Consider the following 22,505-nt stretch of genomic DNA (forward strand, 5'->3'; position numbering starts at 1 on the left):
TGGCGGCTATTTCTTCTTGAGATCTTCCAGCCAGCTTTTGATCTGATCGACGACATTTTCGGCGCTCGGCGGATCGTAATTCGACAGTACGATCACCGTGTAGCCGCCTTCTGCGATTATTTCGATCATACCGTTGACGCCGGGCGAACCGCCGGCAAATCCAAAGCCGCCGAACTTTCCGGGCGCGCGTGGATCGTCGCCGGAGGTGTTCGGTAGCCGCAATTTTCCACTTTGCAGCGCCAGAGAGAACTTCAGCAGATCGTCGGCCGTCGAGTATCCGCCGCCCGCCGAACTGCCCCGAGCGGGCCGTGTGTCGAGATTGTTTCGGCGTTTCCTCGCAGCGCCGTCGGCGACTCCGAGCGTCGTGTAGCCTTCGGCCATATTCGGTGTTTTGCGGTCCGACTCAAACGAATCCGTATTGTTCATCCCGACCGGTTCGAAGATGTTTTTGCGGACATATTCGTAATAACTAATGCCCGAAATCTTTTCGATGATCGCCCCAAGAAGCACGTAACCGCCATTCGAATACTGGTTTCGCGTACCAGGTTCGAACGCGAGAGCCTGATCGGCAAAAAGCGGAATGAAGTCTTTGATCGATCTGAGCTTCTTCTTCGGAGTGGATTCGAATTTTGATCCGAACATATCACCGATGCCGGACGTCATTGTGAGCAGGTGTCGGATCGTAACCTTTTCTCTGGCTTCGCTATTCGGATAATCCGGCAGAAATTTGCCGAGTTTGTCATCGATCGAAATCTTTTTTTGCTCAAGGAGTTGGCCGATCGCGATTTGCGTGAAGACCTTATTGATAGAACCGAGGTTGAATTTGGTTTCAATGTCGTTTGCCCGTTTCGTCTCCTGATCGGCCAGCCCAAACGCCTTCCGAAAAATCGGACCCGGTCCTTTTGCAACGAGCACGACGCCCGAAAACCGATCGTCTGCGACGAGATCGTCAAGGTATCTTGCAAGTGCGGCGGGGAATTCGGCGGCGCTCGGCGCCCGTGAATTCGATTTCGGGACAGATGACGGTGCGTTCGACATTTGGATCTGCCAACCGATGAGCTTCTGCGGCGACTGCCGCTCAAACCGGAATTTGAACGAAAGCCAGGTGCCTGTTGCGCCGCGCGCCATCAAGGAAACTTCAACGTCCTGCTTGGTTTCGATCGAAACCACTTGCTCAACTGTCAAAGTGCGGTGATCCTGGCGAATCTGCCGGTGAAAATCGAGCCGAGGAGCCACCGGACGGGCTGACAATGATTCAGCCGTCAGGTTTTGTTCAAAAAACTGTTTGAGCCTTTGTTCGTCGCCCGAGTTGAAAGCCTCGAAGTACTCGATCACCCGGCGCCCGCCTTCGAGCTTCGAAAGTTCTGAAATGTCCGGCGCTTGGGCGATTGCGGCCGACGCTGCCAAAAAGAACATCGCGATAAAGAGCAAGCTAACTGGATGTTTCATATTCGGGTATTGTGCCTGACGTGTCGGCGAAAAGGATTAAGAACGTGCAAAGAATTTGTAAACAATGTAAATTCCGACCCCCGGAACGCGACAAAGGCAGCCGTGGCATTGGCTGCCTTTGTCGTTTCGAAAAGGAGAAAAATAATGTCAGCCTCGCTTGTTTGCGGAAAGCGCGGCTGCTACAGCAGTCTAGTCCGTCGCGGGTTTTTCCGTTGACGGTTTTTCGCGCATTTTCTTCATCGGGCAGTTGTCCGGCGAAGAATCCTCGCTTTTGGCTTTCATCGGGCAGTTGTCGCAAGACATCTTTTCCGAATCGGCCTTCTTGTCCTTCATCGGGCAGTTGTCACAAGACATCTTCTCCGAATCGGACATCTTATCTTTCATCGGGCAATTGTCGTGTTTCGACGCTTGTTCCGAATCAGACATCTTCGACTTCATCGGGCAATTGTCGTGTTTCGACATCTGTTCCGAATCAGACTTCTTATCCTTCATCGGGCACGAATCGCTCTTCATACAGCAATCCGCGGTACCCAATTTGGCGGAATTCGATTGATTGAGAGCATAAACCGCCATCGCGAGCGCGAATACAACGGTGAATGCGATTATTGCCTTGATCTTCATACTACGATTAATTTACACGCGCGGTCCGATTTCGTCCACTAGCGGCGCTTGCCGTCAAGGCGTTGCGCGATTCGCGCGGGTCCTGAGAACCGATACGAATTCGAGCGCGGATCGGAATTCGGTTCCGACCGCCGCAAATTCAGCCTGAGACCAAAGACCGGGCCGCGCCCGAATTCGAATCAGTTCCGAAAGATGTTTCGTGTTCCGCAACTCGTTGGTTTGACTTGACTACCGGTTTTGATTCGGAGGAGGCCCCGGGCTTTTCAGTATTGTCGGAACTAAAAACGCCGTTGACGTACGTCGCCAGCGACGAACTGAAGATTCTTTCCGGGTTCTTTCTCGGTTGTGGAGCAATCCGAAACATCAACTCCAGTTTAGAGCCTGAGAGCGAAAAGATAAATGATTAACTCAATTAATAAATGCCGCGCGGTAAACAACTATTTCTTATATTCCCGTTCAACGGCGTCGATCTTCCCGACTCTTTTGAGGTGACGCTCTTCGGAAATGTCGGAAGTGAGAAAAGCCATTACGATATCGCGAATCTCGTCGACCGTGTTCTGACCGCTGCCGAGTGTCAATACGTTGGCGCCATTGTGCTCGCGGGAGTTCCTGGCGAGCGCCGGCGAATAACACGCCGCGGCGCGGACGTTCGGAACTTTGTTGGCGGTCATCGCCGAGCCGATACCGGCGCCGTCGATGATGATCCCGACGTCTGTCTGACGGCGCGACACCGCGAACGCAACGGCGTGGGCAAAATCCGGATAGTCGACCGCTTCTTTTGAATCCGTTCCGAAATCGCGGACATTAAGTCCGAGTTCGGTGAGAAAAACGAGCAGTTTTTCCTTGTATTCGAAGCCGCCGTGATCACAGCCGACGGCGACGCTTCTGACCTTCGTTGTTGCGCGCCGCGACTCTTTTTTGATCAAAACGATCCCGCGCTCGCGGACCAGATCTTCCGCAAGCGGCGTGAACTTCGCGTTTGCGGCGATCCGGAGCTTTGACCCCGGTTCGAGCCCGCGAAGATCGTCTTCAGTGATCAGGCTCCTCGCGGATTCGTCGCGATCAAACTCCCTTCCCACCTTATTCTGCAGCGAATTGACGACGACGTGTTCGATCGAATTCACTTTCGGCTTTTCTTCGGACGGGACGGCCGACAGGACCTGCCTGACCAGTTCGCGGACGCGGTCTCTTGTTTCATTGTTGTCAGCCATAAGCGCGGGTTTGACCTTTGGGCGATGCTCCAATAGTATTTCTAAAAATCCATTCAATCTTAAACGAAAACTATGTCAACGCAAAAAGTCGCCGAGTTTACCGAATTTACCAATCCGAACCTCGAAGTTATGTACTCGGCCGATGACATCAGGTCGCGAGTCGCCGAACTCGGCCGACAGATCACGTCCGATTACGCGGGCCGCGAGCTTGTTTTGGTTGGCGTTCTGAAAGGATCCGTGATCTTCCTGTCGGATCTGATGCGCGAGATCGATCTTGACCTGACGATCGATTTTATGTCGGTTTCGAGTTACAAAGACGGCACGGTTTCATCGGGCGATGTCGAGATTCTCAAGGATCTGACGCATCCGATCCGCGGCAAGGAAGTGATCGTCGTTGAAGACATCATCGACACCGGGTTGACGCTTTTCCGCTTGATGGAAATACTCGGCTCCCGCGGCGCGAATTCCCTGAAGATCGCGACGCTTCTCGACAAACCCGAACCGCGGATCAAGACCGAACTCGTCATCGACTACTGCGGTTTTCAGATTCCGAACAAGTTCGTCGTCGGCTATGGCCTCGATGCCGCCAACCGTTACCGCAATCTGCCGTTCATTGCGGTCGTCAAAAACCCGGATATCATCTGAGTCCAAGAATTCCAGAGATTCCAGAGATTCCAGAGATTCCAGAATTCCAGAGATTCCAGAATTCCAGAGATTCCAGAGATTCCAGAATTCCAGAATTCCAGAGATTCCAGAATTCCAGAATTCCAGAGATTCCAGAGATTCCAGAATTCCAGAGATTCCAGGGATTCCAGAGATTCCAGAATTCCAGAGATTCCAGAATTCCGGAGATTCCAGAGATTCCAGAATTCCAGAGATTCCAGAGATTCCAGAGATTCCAGAGATTCCAGAGATTCCAGAGACGCCGGTGTTCGAAAGTTCTGAAATTTGGAATCTTGGAACCTGGAATCTTGATTTGTCGGAGCGGACGGAATCCCGAATAGTTCGAACTTGAAATCGTTGAGATTTGCGATAGAATTGTCGCATTCGGACGAATTCTATCGGCGGCGACCCGTGCCGTCAGCGCGCTCAAACCCTCGCCCGGATTACAACGGGGTCTCATTCCCCGCAAACACTCAGAACTAAAGGAGAATCAAATGAATACACTCGCACCGGTGTTATGTCTGTTCTTTCAGATATTCACACTCACATTTCTCGCGAATCCCGCGGGTTTCCAGGTAACGTTCAAGTCCCGTTCGACTGTCGTCGTCGATTTTTCGGGCGAGGGACGTTACGAAGTTTTTCCGAGCTCAAAATGGCAATTTTTCGGTCCGGTGAGATCGATCACACTTATCGAAGGACAGAAGATCGTTGCCACCGCAACCGCGGTCCTCGGAACCAACTCAGGGAAGACGCGGGCCGCGACCGCGCTGTGCCATCAGGCATCCGCCAACGGGCCGATCATTCCCTTCGTCGCAGACAATCACCTGAATGTGGACGTCGATGCGGTTCGACGGCCATATTCCGTTACCGGAACTGTTTCTTTACCCGCCGGAACCTATTCAATCGGCTACTGTCTTGTTAACTCCGGTTCGGAAGTGATCGGGAACAACAATTACGTCAACGGCTGGGCGATGACGACGGACTAGAAAGGTTTTGCCACGAAACTCACGAATAACACGAATCTGGTTTGGCCGCTTGGTTTGAGAGATCAAGTCGCGGCCGAGGCGCCGCTTAACGGCGACGTCGTAGCGGTGAACGAGTCAGTACCGCCTGCGTTAGCGGGCGGGTAACCTCGGCGAACAGACTTTCCGAGATCAATTCGCAATCTTGCCGAATGCGTGAAATTCGTGGCGAAATCCAATTAACAAGGAGAAATGAAATGCTCACAGAAAAAGTTCTTTATCCCGAACTTTCATATCGGATCGTCGGCCTTGCAATGCAGGTCCACCGGGAACTTGGCTATGGCTTTTTGGAAAAAGTCTACGAAAACTCGCTGATGGTATTATTGCGCCAAAACTCGATCGAGGCCGAGCAGTCGGTTGATATTAAGGTCAGATTTCAGGGCGTGATCGTCGGTGACTATGAGTCGGACATCATAGTTGACCGAAAGATCATCCTGGAGTTGAAGTCCGCGAAGTCGATTTCCGGCGCTCATCGGGCTCAAACCCTGAACTATTTGAAAGCGACCGGATTCCGGTTGGGAATCCTGTTGAACTTTGGACAAAACGGACTCGAATCCGAACGTCTAATTTTTTGAGGCTTGGATCGCCACGAATTTCACGAATTTCACGAATGCTTTTTTCCAAAAGGCCGAGCACTCAAACAGGAGCCGCCAACCTTAGAAAAAAAGAAAGAGAATTAGTGAAATTAGTGAAATTCGTGGCAAAACACCCCAAACGGACTCGACGCCACGAATTTCACGAAATGCTTTTTTCCAAAACGCCGAGCACTCAAACAGGAGCTGCCAACCTTGGAAAACAAGAAAAGAATTAGTGAAATTAGTGAAATTCGTGGCAAAACACCCCAAACGGACTCGACGCCACGAATTTCACGAAATGCTTTTTTCCAAAACGCCGAGCACTCAAACAGGAGCTGCCAACCTTGGAAAACAAGAAAAAGAATTAGTGAAATTAGTGAAATTCGTGGCAAAACACCCCAAACGGACTCGAGCCGGATTGCCTTGCATCGCCACGAATGTCACGAATTTCACGAAATGCTTTTTTCCAAAACGCCGAGCACTCAAACAGGAGCTGCCAACCTTGGAAAACAAGAAAAAGAATTAGTGAAATTAGTGAAATTCGTGGCAAAACACCCTTGAAATCGTCATCGTTTTTCCGTGGGATAACCCGCTTTGGTCCAAGCGTTGGTTCCGCCCTGAACGTTGAAGACTTGGGTAAACCCATTCCTTTCAAGCGTTTCGGAAGCTATTTGCGACCGTCTGCCGGTCTGGCAAATGATGTAAACAGGCTTCGATTTATCGAGATTCACAAGCTCGGTTTCGACCGTTTCAAGCGGGATGTTGACGGCTTTCGCCGCGTGTTCGGCGTTGAATTCCTCGGGCGAACGCACGTCGATGAACTGCGCTTTCTTCGCCTCGATCTCGGTCTTCGCGGTTTCAACCGATACCTGTTGGATCGCCGAAGGAAGCGGAACCTCGACGACCTTCGCCTCCTGGCATCCGACACTGAACGCGAAAACTATCGCGATCACAAAAACTCCAAGATACTTCATAATTCCTCCGGTTCGATCGGTGCGCCCGACTCCTTCCAGGCGGTCCAACCGCCGATCATCGAATGCACGTTAGTGTAACCCATCGTCTGAAGATTGTCGGCGGCCATCGCCGACCGGAATCCGCCACCGCAATACAATATCAACTCGATGCCTTTGTCCGGGAACGTTTGCACCGCGTCGCGTTCGATAATGCCGCGGCCCATATGCCGGGCGCCGCCGGCGTGCGCCGCGTCCCATTCGTTGTCTTCGCGGACATCGATCAAAACGGCACCGGCTTTCATACGTTCAATTGCCGCCTCGATCGTGATCTCGCTGACGCGCGATCTCGATTTTTCGACAAGTTCGAGAAACTCTTCGGAATGGATCATATTCCTATTTTACATTTGTGAATGGCGAGGAGGTAGTGGGCAGTGCAAAGTGGAGCAGTGCAAAGTGCAGAGTGCAAGTTGACTTCCAATCGTCATCCAACATACTTTCTGCACTCTGCACTCTGCACTCTGCACTCTGCACTCTGCACTCTGCACTCTGCACTCTGCACTCTGCACTCTGCACTCTGCACTCTGCACTCTGCACTCTGCACTCTGCACTCTGCACTCTGCACTCTGCACTCTGCACTCTGCACTCTGCACTCTGCACTCTGCACTCTGCACTCTGCACTCTGCACTATCCTCTCGCCTTCTCTTTTTCTTTCACGCCAAAACTTTTATACTTACTCGTTTGATTATACAGACAACAAGAGGATCTTTATGGCAGAACAATTTGACGTTGTAATTATCGGATCGGGACCGGGCGGATACGTCGCGGCGGTGCGCGGTTCGCAGATGGGGTTGAAGGTCGCGTTGATCGAAAAGGAAGCTGACGCGCGGCTCGGCGGAACCTGCGGACTTCGCGGATGCATCCCGACGAAAGCGCTTTTGAATGCGGCGCATCTTTATGAAAAGGCACAGCATTTTGAGAATTTCGGGCTCAAGGCCGAAGGCTTGAGCTACGACTTCGAAAAGGTCCAGGAATACAAATCGGGCGTCGTCGCCAAAAACTCGGCCGGTGTCACGTATTTGATGAAGAAGAACAAAGTCACTGTTTTCAATGGTTTCGGACGCATCGCCGGAAAAGGCAAGGTCGAGGTCGCGTACGCCGACGGCAAAAAGGAAACGGTTGATGCCAAGAACATCATCATCGCCACCGGCTCGGTCGTTCGCCCGATCCCCGGATTCGAGGTCGACGGCAAACAGGTCGTCAACTCCGATCAGATCCTCGAACTCAACCACGTTCCGAAATCGATGGTCGTTCTCGGCTCCGGCGCGGTTGGCGTCGAGTTCGCCAGCGTTTATTCCCGCTTCGGATGCGAAACGACGGTCGTCGAACTCCTCGACCGGATTGTTCCGCTCGAAGATGCGGATGTTTCGAAAGAACTTGAACGCGCTTTCAAAAAGCGCGGCATCAAGTGCATGACCGGCGTCAAGATGGATAAGATGACGAAGTCAAAGTCGGGCGTCAAGGTTTCGGGCAAGGATTCGAAGGGCAAACACGTCGAACTCGAAGCCGAAATGCTTCTCGTCGCCATCGGCCGGATGCCTTATCTCGAAAAACTCGGGCTCGAAAACACGAAGGTCGTCGTCAATCCGCGCGGCACGGTCAAGGTCAATGAGTATTGCGAGACGGACGAACCGAACGTCTATGCGATCGGCGACGTCATCGACACCGCGTGGCTCGCTCATCTCGCGTCGAAGGAAGGCTGTCTCGTCGTCGAACGGATCGCCGGCAAAAAGGTCGAGCCGATCAACCAGCGCCTGGTCCCGAACTGCACATATTGCGATCCGGAAGTCGCGAGCGTCGGACTGACCGAAGCCAAGGCGAAAGAAGCCGGATACGACGTCAAGGTCGGTAAATTCCCATTCTCGGCAAGCGGCAAGGCGCGAATCCTCGGCGAGACCGACGGATTTATCAAGATCGTCGCCGAGAAAAAATACGACGAAGTCCTCGGCGTCCACATCATCGGTCCGCACGCGACCGAACTTCTCGCCGAAGCCTGCGTCGCGATGAGCCTCGAAGCGACGGCCGAGTCGATCGCGAACACGATCCACGCGCACCCGACCGTTTCCGAATCAATGATGGAAGCCGCCGAAGGTGTCCACGATCTGACGATTCATATGTAGTCAGTGAGCGGTGAGCCGTGAGCGGTGAGCGGTGAGCGGCGATTGAGAAAAGCCCCGACGACGTCAAACTCGACCGGGGCAACTTTTTTGCGTATCGGTGGTTCCAATTTGTTGAGATGAAACTTCTAAATTGTCTCTTCCTGGTTGGGCTGACAGTCGTGGCAATTGATGCGCAAGTTGCGCGGCGATTGCCTGACTCGAGCCCGTTGGATGCGGTTTTCCACATTCTTTCGCAAAAGGAAGCGGACTCAAACGGAGACGAAAAAGCTTGCCTCGCCAGATCTATGGCGCGGTCCGGACGGTTTTCCGAAGTCGAACCGGCCGCGCAATTGTTGAAGCCGGGATCGTATCGAGACGAGTTGCTTGCGGTTGTAGAAGAGATGCTCGTCCTCAGTCGTGCTGATGAAGCGGGCAAGTTCGTGTCGTACCTTATCAAACGCGCAGGCGAAGATGACTTTCCGGAGAAATTGGTCCCGGTTTTGATCAGACTCGGACGCGATCGGGAAGCGCTCAATTTCCTCGAAAGTCTCGAACCCGACATCGACGACGCAATTCCCGCCATCGACGAATACCTCAAACTCGGCAAACCCGACAGCGCGTATGCTCTGCTTAAACGGTACGAAAAGTCCGTGACCGATTCCAAGTATCCTCGGGACAGATCAAAATATGCGGTTCGCGCGGCGCGTATCGGAAAGATCGACGATGCGAAACGCTTTGCCGAGCTCGCGCTGACCGAGGTCGATTGGTCAAAGGAACGCCTTGAATTCGAATATGCACGGATCGTCGAAGAGGCCGTCGAGGTGTTTGCGCTCGCGGGCGATTGGACTCGCGTTGATGAGTTGATCAAAAAGGCCGGAGAGGACGCTGATGTGGGTCGGACTTACGTCCTTGCTTCGATTGCGCTTCGAAGAAACGAGAAATCGAGGTTCGAAGAGTTCCGAAGGATAATCGAATCGACAAAAGACCCGACAGTTTACGACGACACATTCGAGCTCGACCAGTTGTTCGAACTGTATTTGGGAATGAATGATCTCGACCGTTCTGAAGCGATTGCGGCAAAACTCACCGGCAACGACCATCTTCAGCAGTCCGAGCTAATGATGCTTGCCGATCGACGCATAAAGATTGGCGATCATGCCCGTGCGTCGGAACTCCTGGAACTCGCTTTCGCAGCGACTTCCAGGATCGATACCAGCGAGGCCGAAAGCGGCCGGCTTTGGACCTCCGGGAAATGGCGGCAGGCGCAGTATCGGGCTCGGATCGCCGTCCGCTACATCGATATGCGTCGTGACAAACGCGTCCTCGAGATTATCCGAGGACTTTCGAAGCCGTATCTCAAGGCGCTTGCCTTAACAGAGTTCGTCGCCGTCAGTCGCGGCCGAAAACCGAATGCGGAGCTCCGAAAGCTGCTCGACGATGCGCACTCGCTCGTCAGAACCGGTCGGCGGCAGATTTTTGATTCGAACAGGTACGACGTATATGCGATTATCGCCCGACAATACGCACAGATCGGACTTCCGGCCAAGGCCAACGAGGTTTTCTCCGAAGTGTTGTCGTTGGATGATGAGATGTACGAGCGCGGGGGCGACGATTATCTTCTGATCGAGATGTGCAATATCGGAACCGAGTTTGAACGATCCGGCATTGTTGCAGACGGTAAGGTTCGACAATCCTTGCGAAGGATCATTGAGAAGTTTGATAAGGACGAGTATTAAACTGACCCTGATGCAGTTTAAGCTCGCAAGCCTCATCGCCGTGTCGATCCCTTCGTGTTGTCAAAGAAATTCTCGCTCCTGGTTTCCCATTTGTTTTTCCTCGCGTGTTCGATCTGTTTCGCGCGCAATTGAAGTTCTTCCTCGTGCAACCGTTTCCGCTCTTCGCCGGTAGGCGGCGGTGTTCCGCGCTCGCCCCAGTAATACTTGACCGTTATAAAAAATAGGGTTCCCGATCCGAGGAGCGTCAGGATCACGACCAGAAAAATCATCCATGCGAAATTCGACATCGAGTAAAATCTTATCGTCAAAACGCTCAAATCGAAAATATGTTTGCAGACAATCAATTGATCCGCGGAGAGCGCCCGATCGCACAGGTTGACGTCATTTAGCAAAGAAATTCCACATCGCTTTGTCCTTAGCATCCTTCGGGTCCTTTGAGGCGGCTGTTGGCGAGGTCGTGTATGATACTTTGTCAAAACTCAACCAAAACGTTTCCATGGTTTTCTCATGGAGCCTGCCAACGTTTATCGCCGAAATGTATGCTTTCTCCAGTTCAACACTCAAAAAGGGAGCCTCAGTACCCTTGACAAAAACGATGGTCGCTTTCTTTTCAGAACCCCCAGCTGCTTCGGAAAAAATACCGGGGCTCGAACTATCGTTGAATTTTGTACATGTAATGGTCGCCAAAGCATTTGATGTGCCCCTTTCCGGAGCGATTTGGCAGGACTGGAGCTCAATCCAGCCTTTATATTTGCCCGTCCCGGTACCTTCGATCCCTTCAAATTTCAAATAAATCGCCATGGATTCATCGCCTCCGAGAAAAGTTGGATTCCCGTGACTATACGCATCTCCGCGGTGGAAGTAAAGGAATTTGATTTCAAGACTGTTGACAGTAGAACATCTTCTTTTTGGCTCATAACTGATTCGACAGAAGTCGGGCTTGTACTCAAATTCCACAAGGCAATAGAGCACTTGGAAGCGTCAAAACTTGACCTGTTCCTCCAGAATTGGGAGTCAAATTGCAGAAACAGCGGGTAAGGGACGTTCCATACCGTGAGGCCCGCACCGACTCCTGGTTTACTTGTGATGATTTTCGATTGGAAGTTGTTCAGGGTTATCAGTCGCGAAAGTCAGGGAGTTTGTGCATCTTGCGGCCACGCTTCGGGTTTACTTTCGAAAGGTTTATAATTGTGCTAAAAAATGAAAGCCGAACCGACATCCTATCCGCGCAGCAAGGTCAAGGTCCTCCTGCTCGAAAACATCTCTGACGCCGCCGCCGACGAACTTCGTCTCAGCGGCTATGTCGATATCGCCCGGCACAAAGGCGCGCTCGGCGAGGACGAACTTGTCGAGGCGATCAAGGGCGTCCATATTCTCGGCATCCGCTCGAAGACCCACGTCACGAAACGGGTTCTCGAAGCGGCCGACAAACTCCTCGCAGTCGGATGTTTCTGCATCGGGACAAATCAGGTCGATATCAAATCGGCAATGAGCCGCGGAATCGCGGTCTTCAACGCGCCGCATGCCAACACGCGTTCGGTCGCTGAACTCGTCGTCGGCCTCTCGGTGATGCTTATTCGCAAAGTTTCCGACAAGAACATCGCGGCGCACCGGGGCGTTTGGCAAAAGGACGCGAAAGGCTGTTACGAACTACGCGGCAAGACGCTCGGGATCATCGGATACGGGAACATCGGCTCGCAGGTTTCGGTGCTCGCGGAGTCGCTCGGGATGCACGTTTTCTACTACGACGTCGTTACCAAGCTGCCCCACGGCAATGCCCGCCAACTTCGTGAATTAAAAGAACTTCTGGAGATCTCGGAGATCGTCACGCTGCACGTTCCCTCGGACAGGACGACGCGGAATCTGATCAACGACGACACGCTGAAATTGATGCGAAAGGGATCGATCCTCCTCAATTACTCGCGCGGTGACGTCGTCGATCTCGACGCGCTCCGCCGGTACATCGAAAACGGAAAGATCTCGGGCGCGGCGATCGATGTTTTTCCGCACGAGCCGGAAAAGAACGGCGACGCGTTCGAAAGCGTTTTGCAGAATCTTCCGAACGTAATCCTCACGCCGCACATCGGCGGATCGACTGAAGAAGCGCAGGCGAATATCGGATTCGACGTTTCTTCGAAGCTGATCAAATACATCGAGTTCGGCGCGTCCGAAGGCTCGCATACGGTCCCGCCCGTGAGTTTGCCATTGCAGGACAAAACGCACCGCATCCTGCATATCCACCAAAACATCCCGGGCGTGTTGTCCGAGATCAACTCGCGGCTTTCGGAGAAGGGAATCAACATCCTCGGGCAGTATCTGAAAACGAACGACGAGGTCGGATACGTCATCCTCGACGTCGATCAGGAGCTTTCGAAGGAGGCGCTCGAGGTCCTGAAAGGAGTCAAAGGAACCCTGCGCGCGAGGATCGTGTTTTAGGCGATTTGCGAATTTCGATTTGCGATTTGCGATTAGCGGGCACGCCAAGGCGGTGATCACGGGACGGTACCGCCTTTGTAAGCGTAAGGTCAACCTCGGCACAACAATTGCTCATTTCCTGCCTGGAGGCCGTTTCTTAAACGGATTTGACGAATGAAGATCGTAATTCCGGGCGGATCGGGTCAAGTCGGAAGAATAATTACACGCGCCTTTACGGCGGACGGGCACGAGGTTGTCGTACTCTCCCGCGGCTCGTCGGACGCAAACGGCGGACGCGTCGTTCAATGGGACGCGAAGACGCAAGGCGAATGGGTCCGCGAGATCGACGGTGCGGACGTTGTCGTCAATCTTGCAGGCCGCATCGTTAATTGTCGATACAATGCCGAAAATCGAAGAGAGATTATGGATTCGCGGGTCGATTCGACAAGGGCTGTCGGCGCGGCAATCGTCAATTCAAAGAATCCGCCAAGGGTTTGGCTTCAAGCGTCGACGGCGACTATTTATGCGCATCGGTTCGACGCAGCGAATGACGATCTGACGGGATCGATCGGCGGATCGGAGCCCGACGCACCCGATACGTGGAACTTCAGCATCGACGTCGCGCGCGCCTGGGAAGCCGCCGCAAACTCGTTCGAAGTTCCGAATACGCGGCTCGTGCTGATGCGATCCGCGGTGACGATGTCCCCCGATCGGGGCGGCATTTTCGATGTAATGCTGGACCTTGTCCGCAAAGGTCTCGGCGGAACCGCCGGCAATGGTCGCCAATTCATTTCTTGGATTCACGAGCGTGATTTCGTCGGTGCGTTGAAGTTCCTGATCGGACACGATTCAATTTCGGGCCCAGTCAATATCGCGTCACCCAACCCTTTGCCGAACAGGGAGTTTATGCGGATTTTCAGGGATTCGTGCGGAACGAAGATCGGGCTTCCCGCGTCGAAGCTGATGCTCGAGATCGGCGCGATCTTTATGCGCACCGAGACCGAGCTGATCCTCAAAAGCCGCCGCGTCGTTCCGCGCAGATTGCTCGATGCCGGATTCGAATTTGAATTCGCCGATTGGCGCGATGCGTGTCGGGATCTGTGCGAACGTTCCAGAGCGCGATCCAAGAGGTAAGCGATGACGTTAGTGTGACGGACGGACGCGCTCCAATCGCAAATCACAAATCACAAATCGCAAATCGCAAATCACAAATCACAAATCGCAAATCGCAAATCGAAATCACGCCGCCAGTCTTTCGCCGATCAGTTTGTAAACCTGGAAATTAAAGACGAGGCCGATGTGCGTACCTGTGACTTCGAAGTTGTTGGACGCGAAACGCGAGCGGCATTTCTGCCAATCGACAATGCCGTCGGATTTGGTGTAGATCGCCGTTTGACTGATATTCTTCGGGAAAAAACGATGCAGCGCGGTAACGGCGGCGCAGTGACAGTGCCCCGTGTAGCATTGCGGATAATCGCTCTTGTCACCTTTTCGGAAGATTCGAAGTCTGATCGTTTCGGCGAGCTTAATGACATGCGGGTGGGAACTGACACCGCGGAACGGCGAGCCGAGAGTGATCACGGATTCGACCATTTCCGGATGCTGCGTCGCGGCCGACCGCGAGAGCACGCCTCCGAGACTGTGTCCGATGACGTGAACCTTGCGGCCAGTTTCTTCGTGTGCGCGTTCAATTGTCTCGATCAGCCGATCGCTGAGGGTATTAAGGCATTCGGCATTCCAGCCGATGTTCGACAGGTAAGGTTTGTACCCGATCCGGGAGAGCCAAAGATAAAGTTCGTAAAGATAGACGTCAGCGCCGAGAAAGCCCGGAACAACAATGACGGCCGACCCGTCGCCTTTCGGAACCCCCCAACCGAAATAGACCGGCGACATATGGAGCAGCATCCAATCGACGCCGACCAACGACTCGAACCAGATCGGCAATGCATGCGACCGCATTTCCTTGTCGAATCCGGTAATTACCTCAAGTTCGCCGTCTAAAATGTCCATCAGTCAATCGGGGATCGGGGATTTGTGAATTCGGTTTGCCGCAAATTCCAAATCGAGCTGATCGCTCCCCTCAATTTCATTCTATCAGAATCCGAAATCACAAATCACAAATCCAAGCTCAAGTCGCCGTCGCAGCCTTCATTTCCATAGCCGCAGCGTAGTTTTTCAAATCCTCGAATACCTCGTCGAGGATTTCCTTGAACTTCTCGACGTCAGGCATCGCCTGCGCATCAGATGAGAGTCCGAAATAAAGAACTTGGTTGTAACTGAATATCGCGCAGCCGAGTCCGAGGCCGTAGCCGATCGGTACATACGGATACTGCGCGATGAGCTTGCGACCGGCCAGGTAAAGGGGGATTTGGGGGCCCGGTACGTTCGTCGCGACCATATTGAACGGCGGGAACGGAAGATCCGCGACCGCGCCGAGTATCGACTGAATCGGCGCCGGAAGAAGCGAGTACATCGCGCCGACCACGCCGAAGCCCTCGGCTAGATGTGCTTCTTTCATCAAACCGGTTTTGCGGTTCACCTCATCGAACCGCGCCTTGAGATCGTCGATGTCGAGCGGGATCTCGATCGGGACGAACGAGATCAGATTTCCAAGCGCACCGCGTTGATCCTTTTGGCGGAGACTGACGGGGACCATAAACCGCACGACCCGGCCGGCCGGCGACTGTCCGTGGTCTTTGACGTAACGCGCGACCGACTCGCTCAGGACCGTCAAGACGACGTCATTGACCGTTCCGCCGAGAACTCCGCGAATCGCGCGCGCGGCCGAAAACGAGAATTCGCTCCACGCGAGACGCCGCTCACCCGAGCATTTGCCATTGAACGGCAAGATCGGCGGCGGAGTTACGGCCGCCGGAAGCGCGGCCGACAGACTCGGCAGTTTCTCCAGTCCTTGCGGATTCAGCATCGACTGCGTCAGATGCAAAAGCCCGGCCTGCATCTCTGTAAATCGGTTCATTCCTTCCTGCATTGCACCGAGCAGGGAATCGAGAAAAACGCGCGTCGGATCAGGTTTCGGAACGACCGGCCGCGCCTCCGGTATCGGCGGCGGCGGCGACCCTTCGGGCGCGATATCGAAAATGACCTTGATCAGATCGACGCCCGAAATGCCGTCGACCATACAATGATGGACCTTGGCGATCATCGCCGATCCAGCGCCTTGGACGTTATGAACGAGATAAAGCTCCCAAAGTGGCTTCTTTCGGTCCATCACGACGCTGAGAATCCTTCCCGCGATTTCGATCAGTTCGTCTCGAGAGACCGATGATCCGGCGTTGACCTCAAAAATATGGTTGCGGATGTCGAAATTCTCGTCGTATTCCCAAGTCGGATGACCGAGGTTGAACGGGTCGGGTACGACCATTTGAAGGTAACGCGGTATCGCGTGAATGCGATCGCCGATGTGTTTGACGAGTTCTTCATAACCGAGGTCCCCATCGAAAAGGCTAGTCGACGCAATATGCATCGGGCATTCCTTTCGTTCAAGATAAAGGAAAGCCGCGTCAAGCGAACTCATTCGGCGGTTTTGCTCAGGTACAGGCATTTCGATTTTGGATTTGTGATTTGGGATTGCGGATTTGTCGCGCCAGTTGGATTAATCGGGCGGGCATGTCCGCACGAAATCCGAAATCAGAATTCCCAATTCCCAAATCATTCTTCCGTCAGTCCAGTCACATCATACGACATTATGATCAGGTCGTGCGTCCGGTCGTTACGGTCGATGACGCAATCGGCAAGCAATGCTTCGATCTTGAAACCGAGTTTCTCAAAAACCTGGATCGCGCCTTTTTGCGAAGCGGCCATCCGCGCCATTACTTTCCTCAGTTTCAACTCGCCCGCCCGGGCAAAGATCTCGCCTGCAAGAATGTTCCCGAGGCCTTTGCCGCGAACTTCCGGCGAAAGCAGCAAAATGATGCCGCCGAGATGCCGGGTCCAAACCTGCTCCTCGTGCAGGAGGCTTGCGTGGCCGACGAGTCTGCCGTTCATCTCGACAAGGATCGTTTGCAAATGGCCGTTCTGGATACGGCGGACCCAGTCGTCGACGGCCTCTTCCTGCGTGATGTCGACGGCGAGAAACAGCAGGTCCGATTCCGGAAGGCTGCGGCCGAAGTCGAGCATCGCGTCACGGTCAGCGGCGGTCATCAAACGCAAAGTGACGGTCGAACCGTCGATCTTCGTCGTCCACGGATACTTTCGTTTCGATGCGGAATGTTTTGGCATATTCTATTTGCGAACTTCGATTTGCAATTTGCGATTGATTTTCGAACTCGAGCCTTGAAACTTCGACCTTTAGGCTTCTGATTTACTGAGCCGGTTCGACATCACATATCTCTTTCGAAAACCGCTTTTGTCGATCAACGATCAACGATCATTTCTCCTTCGAAAAACCGCTAAAAAGCGGCATTTGGATCGCCATATCGAGCCAGCGTTTTTGGATTTCGACATAACTTGCCATCGTCGCCTGCGCGAAATCGGCAAGCGCGGTGGCGGGCGAAGAATCGTCGAGATTCAATCCGTCTTTCATCGCCTTCATCATTTGCGCGTTCTGCTGCGCGGCAAAATCGAGCCAGGCCATACGCATCTTCACGAGCGTCTGCATTCCCGAACCGGCAGTTTCCTGGATCGTTCCGAGCATATTCGCATCTGCGAGATTGCCGCCCGAACTGACAGCCTTCATAATCTGTTCGCCCTGCTGGATCGCGATCTCGGACCACTGTTTCTGCGCGGCAACAAAACCCTCGACGGCCTGCTTTGCCCAGCCGGCGAGCGCTTCGGAAGGCGCGTTTTCGGTCATCCCCATAACTTCCGAAACTGTCTTGAAAACCAAGGCGTTTTGCTGAGTGACGATCTCAAGCCACATCTTCTGCGCTTCGACCAGTTGGTTGACGATCGTTCGTGCCCAATCGGTCGGGAGTTCCGACGCCGCGGCCGCTTTCGGCGCTTCGGAATGCGCATCGGCCGTCTTGCGTGCCGACGTCTTGCGTGCGCTCTTTTTTGCTTCTGACATTGCTGCTCCTTAAATAAAAAACGGGCCGGACGGCCCCGGTTTCGGTCAAAATCCCTTTGGCTCTACAAATATAGAAAAGTCTGCGGTTGAAGGCAACCGCAGACTTTGCGCTGTAAAGATTTTATTTGGCTGCCGACTTCACCGGAGCGGCAATGTTGTCGATGGTCTTTTGGGCGCTTTCGACCATATTGCCGATGAAATCGGTCGCCTGCTTCTGGAAGGGAACTTCGATGTTGCCAACGGCCGTGATCGCCTTCTCACCGGTTTCCGAGAAAAGCTTCAGCCAGTCGTGGCGAAGTTCGGTCATCGCATCCCAGTAGTTCTTCGCAACCTTCAACGCTTCAACGTTTGTGTCGTAACCGACTTTGTAAAGTCCCTGCACGTAATGCTCGGTAACTTCAACCGTTTGAACCGCGCCCTTGAGCATCGTGTTCGCCGATTTCTGCGAAAGTTCCATCGCCGTGTTGATTCCTTCCTGAATCTGATTTGTAGCTTTCTTCGTCATTGTCTTGATCTCCTCACTAAATAATTCCGTTTGATACCGGGCAACTTCCGTTTGCCAATTACAAGATAGTCGAAGCCGAAACGAATGTCAAGCAAAAATCTCGCATCTGCGAGACAAATACATCAAACACGGGGTAAACATCTATGAATATGAGATGTTAGCCATATCGCAAAACACATATTTGCAGGAATGCCAGGCGCCTTTTGGTGGTTGGACCGATGTGTTTCGGCTTCTCGACGGTTAATTCGGCCGAAAAACTGTGGTAATCTTCCCGAACTATGCCGCGCAAGAAAAAAGCCGATGAAACCGCCGACGCACAACTCGTGATCAAACGTCACGGCAACCGGCGACTCTACAACACGGAAACCAAAGGCTACATCAGCTATGACGAACTTGCGGAACTCGTCAGGGACGGTCGCGATTTGAAAGTCGTCGATTCGACCACGAAAGAGGACGTGACGAAGGCAGTATTGATACAGGTCATACTCGAAGAGGAAAAGAACAAAAAGACGATTCTTCCGACCGAGTTTCTGTTTCAGATCCTCCGTTCGCGCGAGGATTCCGTGCAGGATTTCTTCAAGAATCACCTTGCTGCGAGTTTCAACGCTTATCTCAAGACAAAAGAAGAATTCGACAATCGTTTCCGGTCGATGCTCGAAATGGCGAGCGCCGCGCCGCAGATGTGGGAGAAACTGATCCCCGGCGCCGAAGTGATGCGTGAGATCCTTACCGGAAAGAAGAAGGAAGAAGACGAGTGATTTGCGATTTGCGAATTTCGATTTGCGATTTGTCAATGCCTGAATAGTGTTGACCGTTTTTTGAGTTTGCTAGAAAACATTTGTTTGCTTTTTCGTCAAAATATCGGATACCTTCGTTTCGGAGATCGAAACGGAAGTGAGCAATGCTGGAGAGCAACTCACCAGGGATAGACCTCCGGGTGACGAAGTAGTTTGTCGCGGAGCCGGGCATTTATTGTCCGGCTTTTCTTCAATTACTTTTGAACCCTCCATGCCTAAGAAAACTCGTTCCTGCTGCCTTTCGAATGCATCGGGGCTTAAGGAGTTCAATGCCGTATGCGGCTTGTAATTGTTGTACATATTGACCGCCTTTTCAGTCATCTGCCTTAGCTGGGATAAATTCTCCGGCCCGTAGAATCTGACGTAACTGTTTTTAATAGTTCCGTTTACGCGTTCGGCATTCGGATTCTCATAGACACTCGTGCCCATGCTGTTTTTCATATTACAGGCTTGGGTCAGTTTCACGAATTCCTTGCAGTAATACTGGCCGCCGCCGTCCGAATGAAATATCAGACCAGGTGCGGGCCGGCGACCCGCGATCGCCATCCGTATTGCCGGCAGCGTGGTGTGTTCGGTCATCAGGTTGTCCGAGACCGCATAGCCCACGATCCGTCTTGAGAAGAGGTCCATAATGAAGGTCAGGTAATAGAACCTTTCGCCTATTCTGTAGTAGGTTATGTCGCTGACCCAAACCTGGTTTACACCCGTCAACTCGAATCCGGCAATCAAATTGTCAAATCGCGTCACCCCGCGCGAATCCGTCGTGCGGTGATATGCCCTTTTCCGCTCGATCTTGAACCCGTGCGAAAAGCAAAACTGCTCGAACCGGTCTCTGCCAAACTGCATCGGCCTTATCATCCCGTACATGACGCGCGACGACATTTGCGGATGATCGCGCCGTATCTCGGCGATCACCGGCAGAAGCTGCTCCTGCTCTTCCAACATCCTGAGATGACGTTCCGTATGCTGGTGAAACGCCTGCTTGCTGATACCCATTGCCCGATACAGCTGATTCATTTTGTGCCCGTGCCTTTCCCGGTTCGACCAGAACCACCGGAGGGCTTTGAAGTACATTTTTTTTTAATATCAATGCCGTACTCTTCCTCCGCCAGATCGATCATCTTGTCAAAGAAATCGATCTGTATCTGCTTCTGCCCGACAGCCTGCTCCAGCTCTTTCACCTTTTCCTTCAACGCCTTGATCTTTCTCGTGTCGCTCAGACTCTCCAGCACAAGCCGCTCCTGTTTTTTCTCATACGTGAATACTGACGCATCCATGCATATATTGCAGACCGGGAAACCTGATATTCGCGGCTCACCTCACTGACCGACGTGACGCAACGCTCGATCTCACCCACTTTCTTTCGCCTGAACTCTTCACTGAAAGTCCTGTTGCGTCGTTCCTTGACCGTCAGCTTTTCATATTCACTTAAATTTGCCATAGTTGTTCGCTCCTTGAGTTGAAATTAAACTCAAAAAACGGTCAACCTATTTCAGGCAAGGACAATTTGGGGATTCCAGGGATTCCAGGATTCCAGGATTCCAGGGATTCCAGGGATTCCAGGGATTTCATCTGATTCAAGGGATTCCAGCGATTACATCGGATTCCAGGGATTCCAGGGATTCCAGGCCTGGAATTCTGGAATCCTGGAATCCTGGAATTCCTGGAATTCTGGAATCTTGAAATCCTGGAATTCTGGAATCCTGGAATTCCTGGAATCTTGAAATCCTGGAATCCTGGAATCCTGGAATCCTGGAATCCTGAAATCCTGGAATCCTGAAACCCCCAAAATCGCAAATCGCAAATCAAAAATCGCAAATACCTTATGTCCACAATCGCTGAAATTGAACACGCTAAAAAGGACTACAAGATCTGGCAGGTCATCGGCGCATCATCGGCCGGGACGGTCATCGAATGGTACGACTTCTATATTTTCGGCAGTCTGACGACGATCATCGCGCCGCTTTTTTATCCTCCGGGGAACGAGAATCTCGCCTACATTATGTGGCTGATGACGTTTGCGGTCGGATTTGTGGTGCGGCCGTTCGGTGCGCTGTTCTTTGGCCGAATCGGCGACGTCGTCGGGCGCAAATACGCCTTTATCGTGACCCTGCTCCTGATGGGCGGCGCGACGGCGGCGATCGGATTTCTGCCCACCTATAGCCAGATCGGAATCGCGGCGCCGATCGCTTTGATCGTCATCCGGGTGATGCAGGGACTCGCGCTCGGCGGCGAGTACGGCGGCGCGGCCGTTTACGTCGCCGAACATGTGCCGGACAGGTCTCGCGGATTTTACACCAGTTTCATACAGATAACGGCGTCGTTCGGCCTTCTGATATCGCTTGTCGTGGTTATCGGGCTGCAAACCTGGATGACGAAGGACGCATTCGGTGCAGACTCGTTCACGGCAGGGTGGCGCATTCCGTTTCTGATCTCGATCGTTCTTGTCGGAATGTCGCTGTTCATCCGGATGCGTATGAAAGAATCGCCCATCTTTCAACACATAAAGTCATCCGGAATGGCGTCGTCGAAACCGCTCGTCGATGCGTTCACGAACCGCGCCAACCTGAAACGCGTCCTTATTTCGCTCTTCGGCGCGACGGCCGGCCAGGGTGTCGTTTGGTACACCGGGCAGTTTTACGCGTTGTTCTATATGCAGACGATCCTCAAGATCGAGCGCGTCCAGGCAAGTTACATCATTGCCGCCGCGATCGTTCTGGCGATCCCTTTGTTCATTTTCTTCGGGTGGCTTTCGGACCGGATCGGGCGCAAAAAGATAATGATGGCGGGCTGCCTCCTCGCGGTTCTGAGTTACTATCCGATCTATCAGGGGATGGTGCATTTCGCCGGCAACAACGTTTCGGCGATCGAATCGACCGCCGACCCGATCACCAAAGAACCGAAACTCGCGCCGGTCACGCATACGATCGACGCCGCCGGACAGAAACTGACCGTGCCGGTAACTTCCGCGCCGAACGCCAACTCGGGGATGCTGGTCTTGCTGGTGTTCGTTCAGATGATCTGGGTCACGATGGTTTACGCGCCGATCGCGGCGTATCTTGTCGAAGCGTTTCCGGCGAAGGTCCGCTACACGTCTTTGTCTCTGCCCTACCATATCGGCAACGGCGTTTTCGGCGGATTGCTGCCAACGATCGGCCTGATACTGTGCGCTCAAACGGGGAACATTCTCGCGGGGCTTTGGTATCCGATGATCATCGCCGGAATCACTTTCGTTGTCGGGTCGTTTTTGCTGCCCGACACCCAAAACGTCAAGATCTGGGACGAACTCGAGGATCGCCGTGAACACGGGCTGCCGGAGCATCCCGAAGTCGAGGGACATCCCGAACTCGTGCCGGATATCGAAGGACCGGCCTGA

24 protein-coding genes and 2 pseudogenes are annotated in these 22,505 nt (G+C 53.1%); 11 read left to right on the top strand and 15 right to left on the bottom strand.

Annotated features, from left to right (window positions below):
- Positions 1-6 precede the first annotated feature (6 nt).
- The 3 genes from IPN69_15490 to IPN69_15500 form a co-directional block, all read right to left on the bottom strand.
- On the bottom strand, positions 7-1,449 hold the full coding sequence (locus IPN69_15490; GenBank protein MBK8812114.1) for a beta-lactamase family protein: 1,443 nt from the start codon (positions 1,447-1,449) through the stop codon (positions 7-9).
- A gap of 189 nt (positions 1,450-1,638) precedes the next feature.
- Positions 1,639-2,070: a hypothetical protein gene (locus IPN69_15495; GenBank protein ID MBK8812115.1), complete on the bottom strand. Its 432-nt coding sequence runs from the start codon at positions 2,068-2,070 to the stop codon at positions 1,639-1,641.
- A 437-nt stretch (positions 2,071-2,507) separates the two neighbouring features.
- Positions 2,508-3,281 (bottom strand): RpiB/LacA/LacB family sugar-phosphate isomerase, encoded by a 774-nt coding sequence (locus IPN69_15500; GenBank protein MBK8812116.1) that lies wholly within the window; start codon positions 3,279-3,281, stop codon positions 2,508-2,510.
- A 72-nt stretch (positions 3,282-3,353) separates the two neighbouring features.
- On the opposite strand from IPN69_15500, the gene hpt reads away from it, so the two are divergent.
- The 5 genes from hpt to IPN69_15525 all read left to right on the top strand — a co-directional run bounded on the left by hpt (position 3,354) and on the right by IPN69_15525 (position 6,102).
- The gene (gene hpt, locus IPN69_15505) at positions 3,354-3,926 is read left to right on the top strand and encodes a hypoxanthine phosphoribosyltransferase (GenBank protein ID MBK8812117.1); all 573 of its coding nucleotides are present in this window, start codon (positions 3,354-3,356) and stop codon (positions 3,924-3,926) included.
- The gene (locus IPN69_15510; protein MBK8812118.1) at positions 3,895-4,296 is read left to right on the top strand and encodes a hypothetical protein; all 402 of its coding nucleotides are present in this window, start codon (positions 3,895-3,897) and stop codon (positions 4,294-4,296) included. The genes hpt and IPN69_15510 overlap by 32 nt, the downstream gene beginning before the upstream one ends.
- Positions 4,297-4,438: 142 nt before the next feature.
- Positions 4,439-4,930 (top strand): hypothetical protein, encoded by a 492-nt coding sequence (locus IPN69_15515; GenBank protein ID MBK8812119.1) that lies wholly within the window; start codon positions 4,439-4,441, stop codon positions 4,928-4,930.
- 233 nt (positions 4,931-5,163) lie between these two features.
- Positions 5,164-5,541, top strand: coding sequence for a GxxExxY protein (locus IPN69_15520; protein ID MBK8812120.1), 378 nt, complete (start codon positions 5,164-5,166; stop codon positions 5,539-5,541).
- Positions 5,542-5,754: 213 nt separating this feature from the next.
- Complete coding sequence (locus IPN69_15525) at positions 5,755-6,102, top strand: hypothetical protein (protein MBK8812121.1); 348 nt, start codon at positions 5,755-5,757, stop codon at positions 6,100-6,102.
- 5 nt (positions 6,103-6,107) lie between these two features.
- Here IPN69_15525 and IPN69_15530 read toward each other — a convergent pair whose 3' ends face one another.
- Together IPN69_15530 and IPN69_15535 are read right to left on the bottom strand one after the other, a co-directional pair.
- Positions 6,108-6,515, bottom strand: coding sequence for a rhodanese-like domain-containing protein (locus IPN69_15530; GenBank protein ID MBK8812122.1), 408 nt, complete (start codon positions 6,513-6,515; stop codon positions 6,108-6,110).
- Positions 6,512-6,883 (bottom strand): sulfurtransferase, encoded by a 372-nt coding sequence (locus IPN69_15535; GenBank protein MBK8812123.1) that lies wholly within the window; start codon positions 6,881-6,883, stop codon positions 6,512-6,514. The genes IPN69_15530 and IPN69_15535 overlap by 4 nt, the downstream gene beginning before the upstream one ends.
- A gap of 378 nt (positions 6,884-7,261) precedes the next feature.
- Here IPN69_15535 and lpdA point away from each other — a divergent pair, with 378 nt between their 5' ends.
- On the top strand, positions 7,262-8,671 hold the full coding sequence (lpdA, locus tag IPN69_15540) for a dihydrolipoyl dehydrogenase (GenBank protein MBK8812124.1): 1,410 nt from the start codon (positions 7,262-7,264) through the stop codon (positions 8,669-8,671).
- Positions 8,672-8,787: 116 nt separating this feature from the next.
- The gene (locus IPN69_15545) at positions 8,788-10,386 is read left to right on the top strand and encodes a hypothetical protein (GenBank protein MBK8812125.1); all 1,599 of its coding nucleotides are present in this window, start codon (positions 8,788-8,790) and stop codon (positions 10,384-10,386) included.
- 32 nt (positions 10,387-10,418) lie between these two features.
- Here the strand turns inward: IPN69_15545 and IPN69_15550 are convergent, their stop codons facing one another.
- Positions 10,419-10,673 carry a hypothetical protein gene (locus IPN69_15550; GenBank protein ID MBK8812126.1) on the bottom strand — a complete coding sequence of 85 codons (255 nt, stop codon included), beginning with the start codon at positions 10,671-10,673 and terminating at the stop codon, positions 10,419-10,421.
- Between the two features lie 94 nt (positions 10,674-10,767).
- Entirely contained in the window at positions 10,768-11,343 is a 576-nt protein-coding gene (locus IPN69_15555) for a type VI secretion system tube protein Hcp (protein MBK8812127.1), read from the bottom strand.
- A 243-nt stretch (positions 11,344-11,586) separates the two neighbouring features.
- Here IPN69_15555 and serA point away from each other — a divergent pair, with 243 nt between their 5' ends.
- Together serA and IPN69_15565 are read left to right on the top strand one after the other, a co-directional pair.
- Positions 11,587-12,822, top strand: a complete 1,236-nt coding sequence (gene serA, locus IPN69_15560) for a phosphoglycerate dehydrogenase (protein MBK8812128.1) — start codon at positions 11,587-11,589, stop codon at positions 12,820-12,822.
- A 153-nt stretch (positions 12,823-12,975) separates the two neighbouring features.
- Positions 12,976-13,935 (top strand): TIGR01777 family protein, encoded by a 960-nt coding sequence (locus tag IPN69_15565; protein MBK8812129.1) that lies wholly within the window; start codon positions 12,976-12,978, stop codon positions 13,933-13,935.
- A 105-nt stretch (positions 13,936-14,040) separates the two neighbouring features.
- On the opposite strand, the gene IPN69_15570 is transcribed toward IPN69_15565, so the two are convergent.
- The 5 genes from IPN69_15570 to IPN69_15590 all read right to left on the bottom strand — a co-directional run bounded on the left by IPN69_15570 (position 14,041) and on the right by IPN69_15590 (position 18,332).
- Positions 14,041-14,811, bottom strand: a complete 771-nt coding sequence (locus IPN69_15570; GenBank protein MBK8812130.1) for an alpha/beta fold hydrolase — start codon at positions 14,809-14,811, stop codon at positions 14,041-14,043.
- 118 nt (positions 14,812-14,929) lie between these two features.
- The gene (locus tag IPN69_15575) at positions 14,930-16,336 is read right to left on the bottom strand and encodes a wax ester/triacylglycerol synthase family O-acyltransferase (GenBank protein MBK8812131.1); all 1,407 of its coding nucleotides are present in this window, start codon (positions 16,334-16,336) and stop codon (positions 14,930-14,932) included.
- A 134-nt stretch (positions 16,337-16,470) separates the two neighbouring features.
- Positions 16,471-17,040 (bottom strand): GNAT family N-acetyltransferase, encoded by a 570-nt coding sequence (locus IPN69_15580; protein MBK8812132.1) that lies wholly within the window; start codon positions 17,038-17,040, stop codon positions 16,471-16,473.
- 148 nt (positions 17,041-17,188) lie between these two features.
- On the bottom strand, positions 17,189-17,827 hold the full coding sequence (locus IPN69_15585; protein MBK8812133.1) for a hypothetical protein: 639 nt from the start codon (positions 17,825-17,827) through the stop codon (positions 17,189-17,191).
- 121 nt (positions 17,828-17,948) lie between these two features.
- Positions 17,949-18,332 carry a hypothetical protein gene (locus IPN69_15590; GenBank protein ID MBK8812134.1) on the bottom strand — a complete coding sequence of 128 codons (384 nt, stop codon included), beginning with the start codon at positions 18,330-18,332 and terminating at the stop codon, positions 17,949-17,951.
- A 278-nt stretch (positions 18,333-18,610) separates the two neighbouring features.
- Here IPN69_15590 and IPN69_15595 point away from each other — a divergent pair, with 278 nt between their 5' ends.
- Positions 18,611-19,090, top strand: a complete 480-nt coding sequence (locus IPN69_15595; GenBank protein MBK8812135.1) for a transcriptional regulator — start codon at positions 18,611-18,613, stop codon at positions 19,088-19,090.
- A gap of 273 nt (positions 19,091-19,363) precedes the next feature.
- Here the strand turns inward: IPN69_15595 and IPN69_15600 are convergent.
- From IPN69_15600 to IPN69_15610, 3 genes and pseudogenes are all read right to left on the bottom strand, one after another.
- A pseudogene (locus IPN69_15600) lies at positions 19,364-20,146 on the bottom strand (IS3 family transposase).
- Positions 20,143-20,570 (bottom strand): annotated as a pseudogene (locus IPN69_15605) (transposase). The pseudogenes IPN69_15600 and IPN69_15605 overlap by 4 nt, the downstream one beginning before the upstream one ends.
- Positions 20,571-20,723: 153 nt before the next feature.
- Positions 20,724-20,921: a hypothetical protein gene (locus IPN69_15610; GenBank protein MBK8812136.1), complete on the bottom strand. Its 198-nt coding sequence runs from the start codon at positions 20,919-20,921 to the stop codon at positions 20,724-20,726.
- Between the two features lie 33 nt (positions 20,922-20,954).
- Between IPN69_15610 and IPN69_15615 the strand changes: the two genes are divergently transcribed.
- The gene (locus IPN69_15615; GenBank protein MBK8812137.1) at positions 20,955-22,505 is read left to right on the top strand and encodes an MHS family MFS transporter; all 1,551 of its coding nucleotides are present in this window, start codon (positions 20,955-20,957) and stop codon (positions 22,503-22,505) included.

It is taken from the genome of Acidobacteriota bacterium, assembly GCA_016715115.1.
Lineage (GTDB): Bacteria > Acidobacteriota > Blastocatellia > Pyrinomonadales > Pyrinomonadaceae > JAFDVJ01.

Bases quoted from the DNA above. Each gene is read 5' to 3' on its own strand.
- IPN69_15535 (MBK8812123.1), bottom strand. From the start codon at position 6,883: ATGATCCATTCCGAAGAGTTTCTCGAACTTGTCGAAAAATCGAGATCG.
- IPN69_15615 (MBK8812137.1), top strand. From the start codon at position 20,955: ATGTCCACAATCGCTGAAATTGAACACGCTAAAAAGGACTACAAGATC.
- IPN69_15590 (MBK8812134.1), bottom strand. From the start codon at position 18,332: ATGACGAAGAAAGCTACAAATCAGATTCAGGAAGGAATCAACACGGCG.
- IPN69_15530 (MBK8812122.1), bottom strand. From the start codon at position 6,515: ATGAAGTATCTTGGAGTTTTTGTGATCGCGATAGTTTTCGCGTTCAGT.
- IPN69_15565 (MBK8812129.1), top strand. From the start codon at position 12,976: ATGAAGATCGTAATTCCGGGCGGATCGGGTCAAGTCGGAAGAATAATT.
- serA (MBK8812128.1), top strand. From the start codon at position 11,587: ATGAAAGCCGAACCGACATCCTATCCGCGCAGCAAGGTCAAGGTCCTC.
- lpdA (MBK8812124.1), top strand. From the start codon at position 7,262: ATGGCAGAACAATTTGACGTTGTAATTATCGGATCGGGACCGGGCGGA.
- IPN69_15550 (MBK8812126.1), bottom strand. From the start codon at position 10,673: ATGTCGAATTTCGCATGGATGATTTTTCTGGTCGTGATCCTGACGCTC.
- IPN69_15545 (MBK8812125.1), top strand. From the start codon at position 8,788: ATGAAACTTCTAAATTGTCTCTTCCTGGTTGGGCTGACAGTCGTGGCA.
- IPN69_15520 (MBK8812120.1), top strand. From the start codon at position 5,164: ATGCTCACAGAAAAAGTTCTTTATCCCGAACTTTCATATCGGATCGTC.
- IPN69_15515 (MBK8812119.1), top strand. From the start codon at position 4,439: ATGAATACACTCGCACCGGTGTTATGTCTGTTCTTTCAGATATTCACA.
- IPN69_15585 (MBK8812133.1), bottom strand. From the start codon at position 17,827: ATGTCAGAAGCAAAAAAGAGCGCACGCAAGACGTCGGCACGCAAGACG.
- IPN69_15575 (MBK8812131.1), bottom strand. From the start codon at position 16,336: ATGAGTTCGCTTGACGCGGCTTTCCTTTATCTTGAACGAAAGGAATGC.
- hpt (MBK8812117.1), top strand. From the start codon at position 3,354: ATGTCAACGCAAAAAGTCGCCGAGTTTACCGAATTTACCAATCCGAAC.
- IPN69_15500 (MBK8812116.1), bottom strand. From the start codon at position 3,281: ATGGCTGACAACAATGAAACAAGAGACCGCGTCCGCGAACTGGTCAGG.
- IPN69_15595 (MBK8812135.1), top strand. From the start codon at position 18,611: ATGCCGCGCAAGAAAAAAGCCGATGAAACCGCCGACGCACAACTCGTG.
- IPN69_15495 (MBK8812115.1), bottom strand. From the start codon at position 2,070: ATGAAGATCAAGGCAATAATCGCATTCACCGTTGTATTCGCGCTCGCG.
- IPN69_15580 (MBK8812132.1), bottom strand. From the start codon at position 17,040: ATGCCAAAACATTCCGCATCGAAACGAAAGTATCCGTGGACGACGAAG.
- IPN69_15490 (MBK8812114.1), bottom strand. From the start codon at position 1,449: ATGAAACATCCAGTTAGCTTGCTCTTTATCGCGATGTTCTTTTTGGCA.
- IPN69_15570 (MBK8812130.1), bottom strand. From the start codon at position 14,811: ATGGACATTTTAGACGGCGAACTTGAGGTAATTACCGGATTCGACAAG.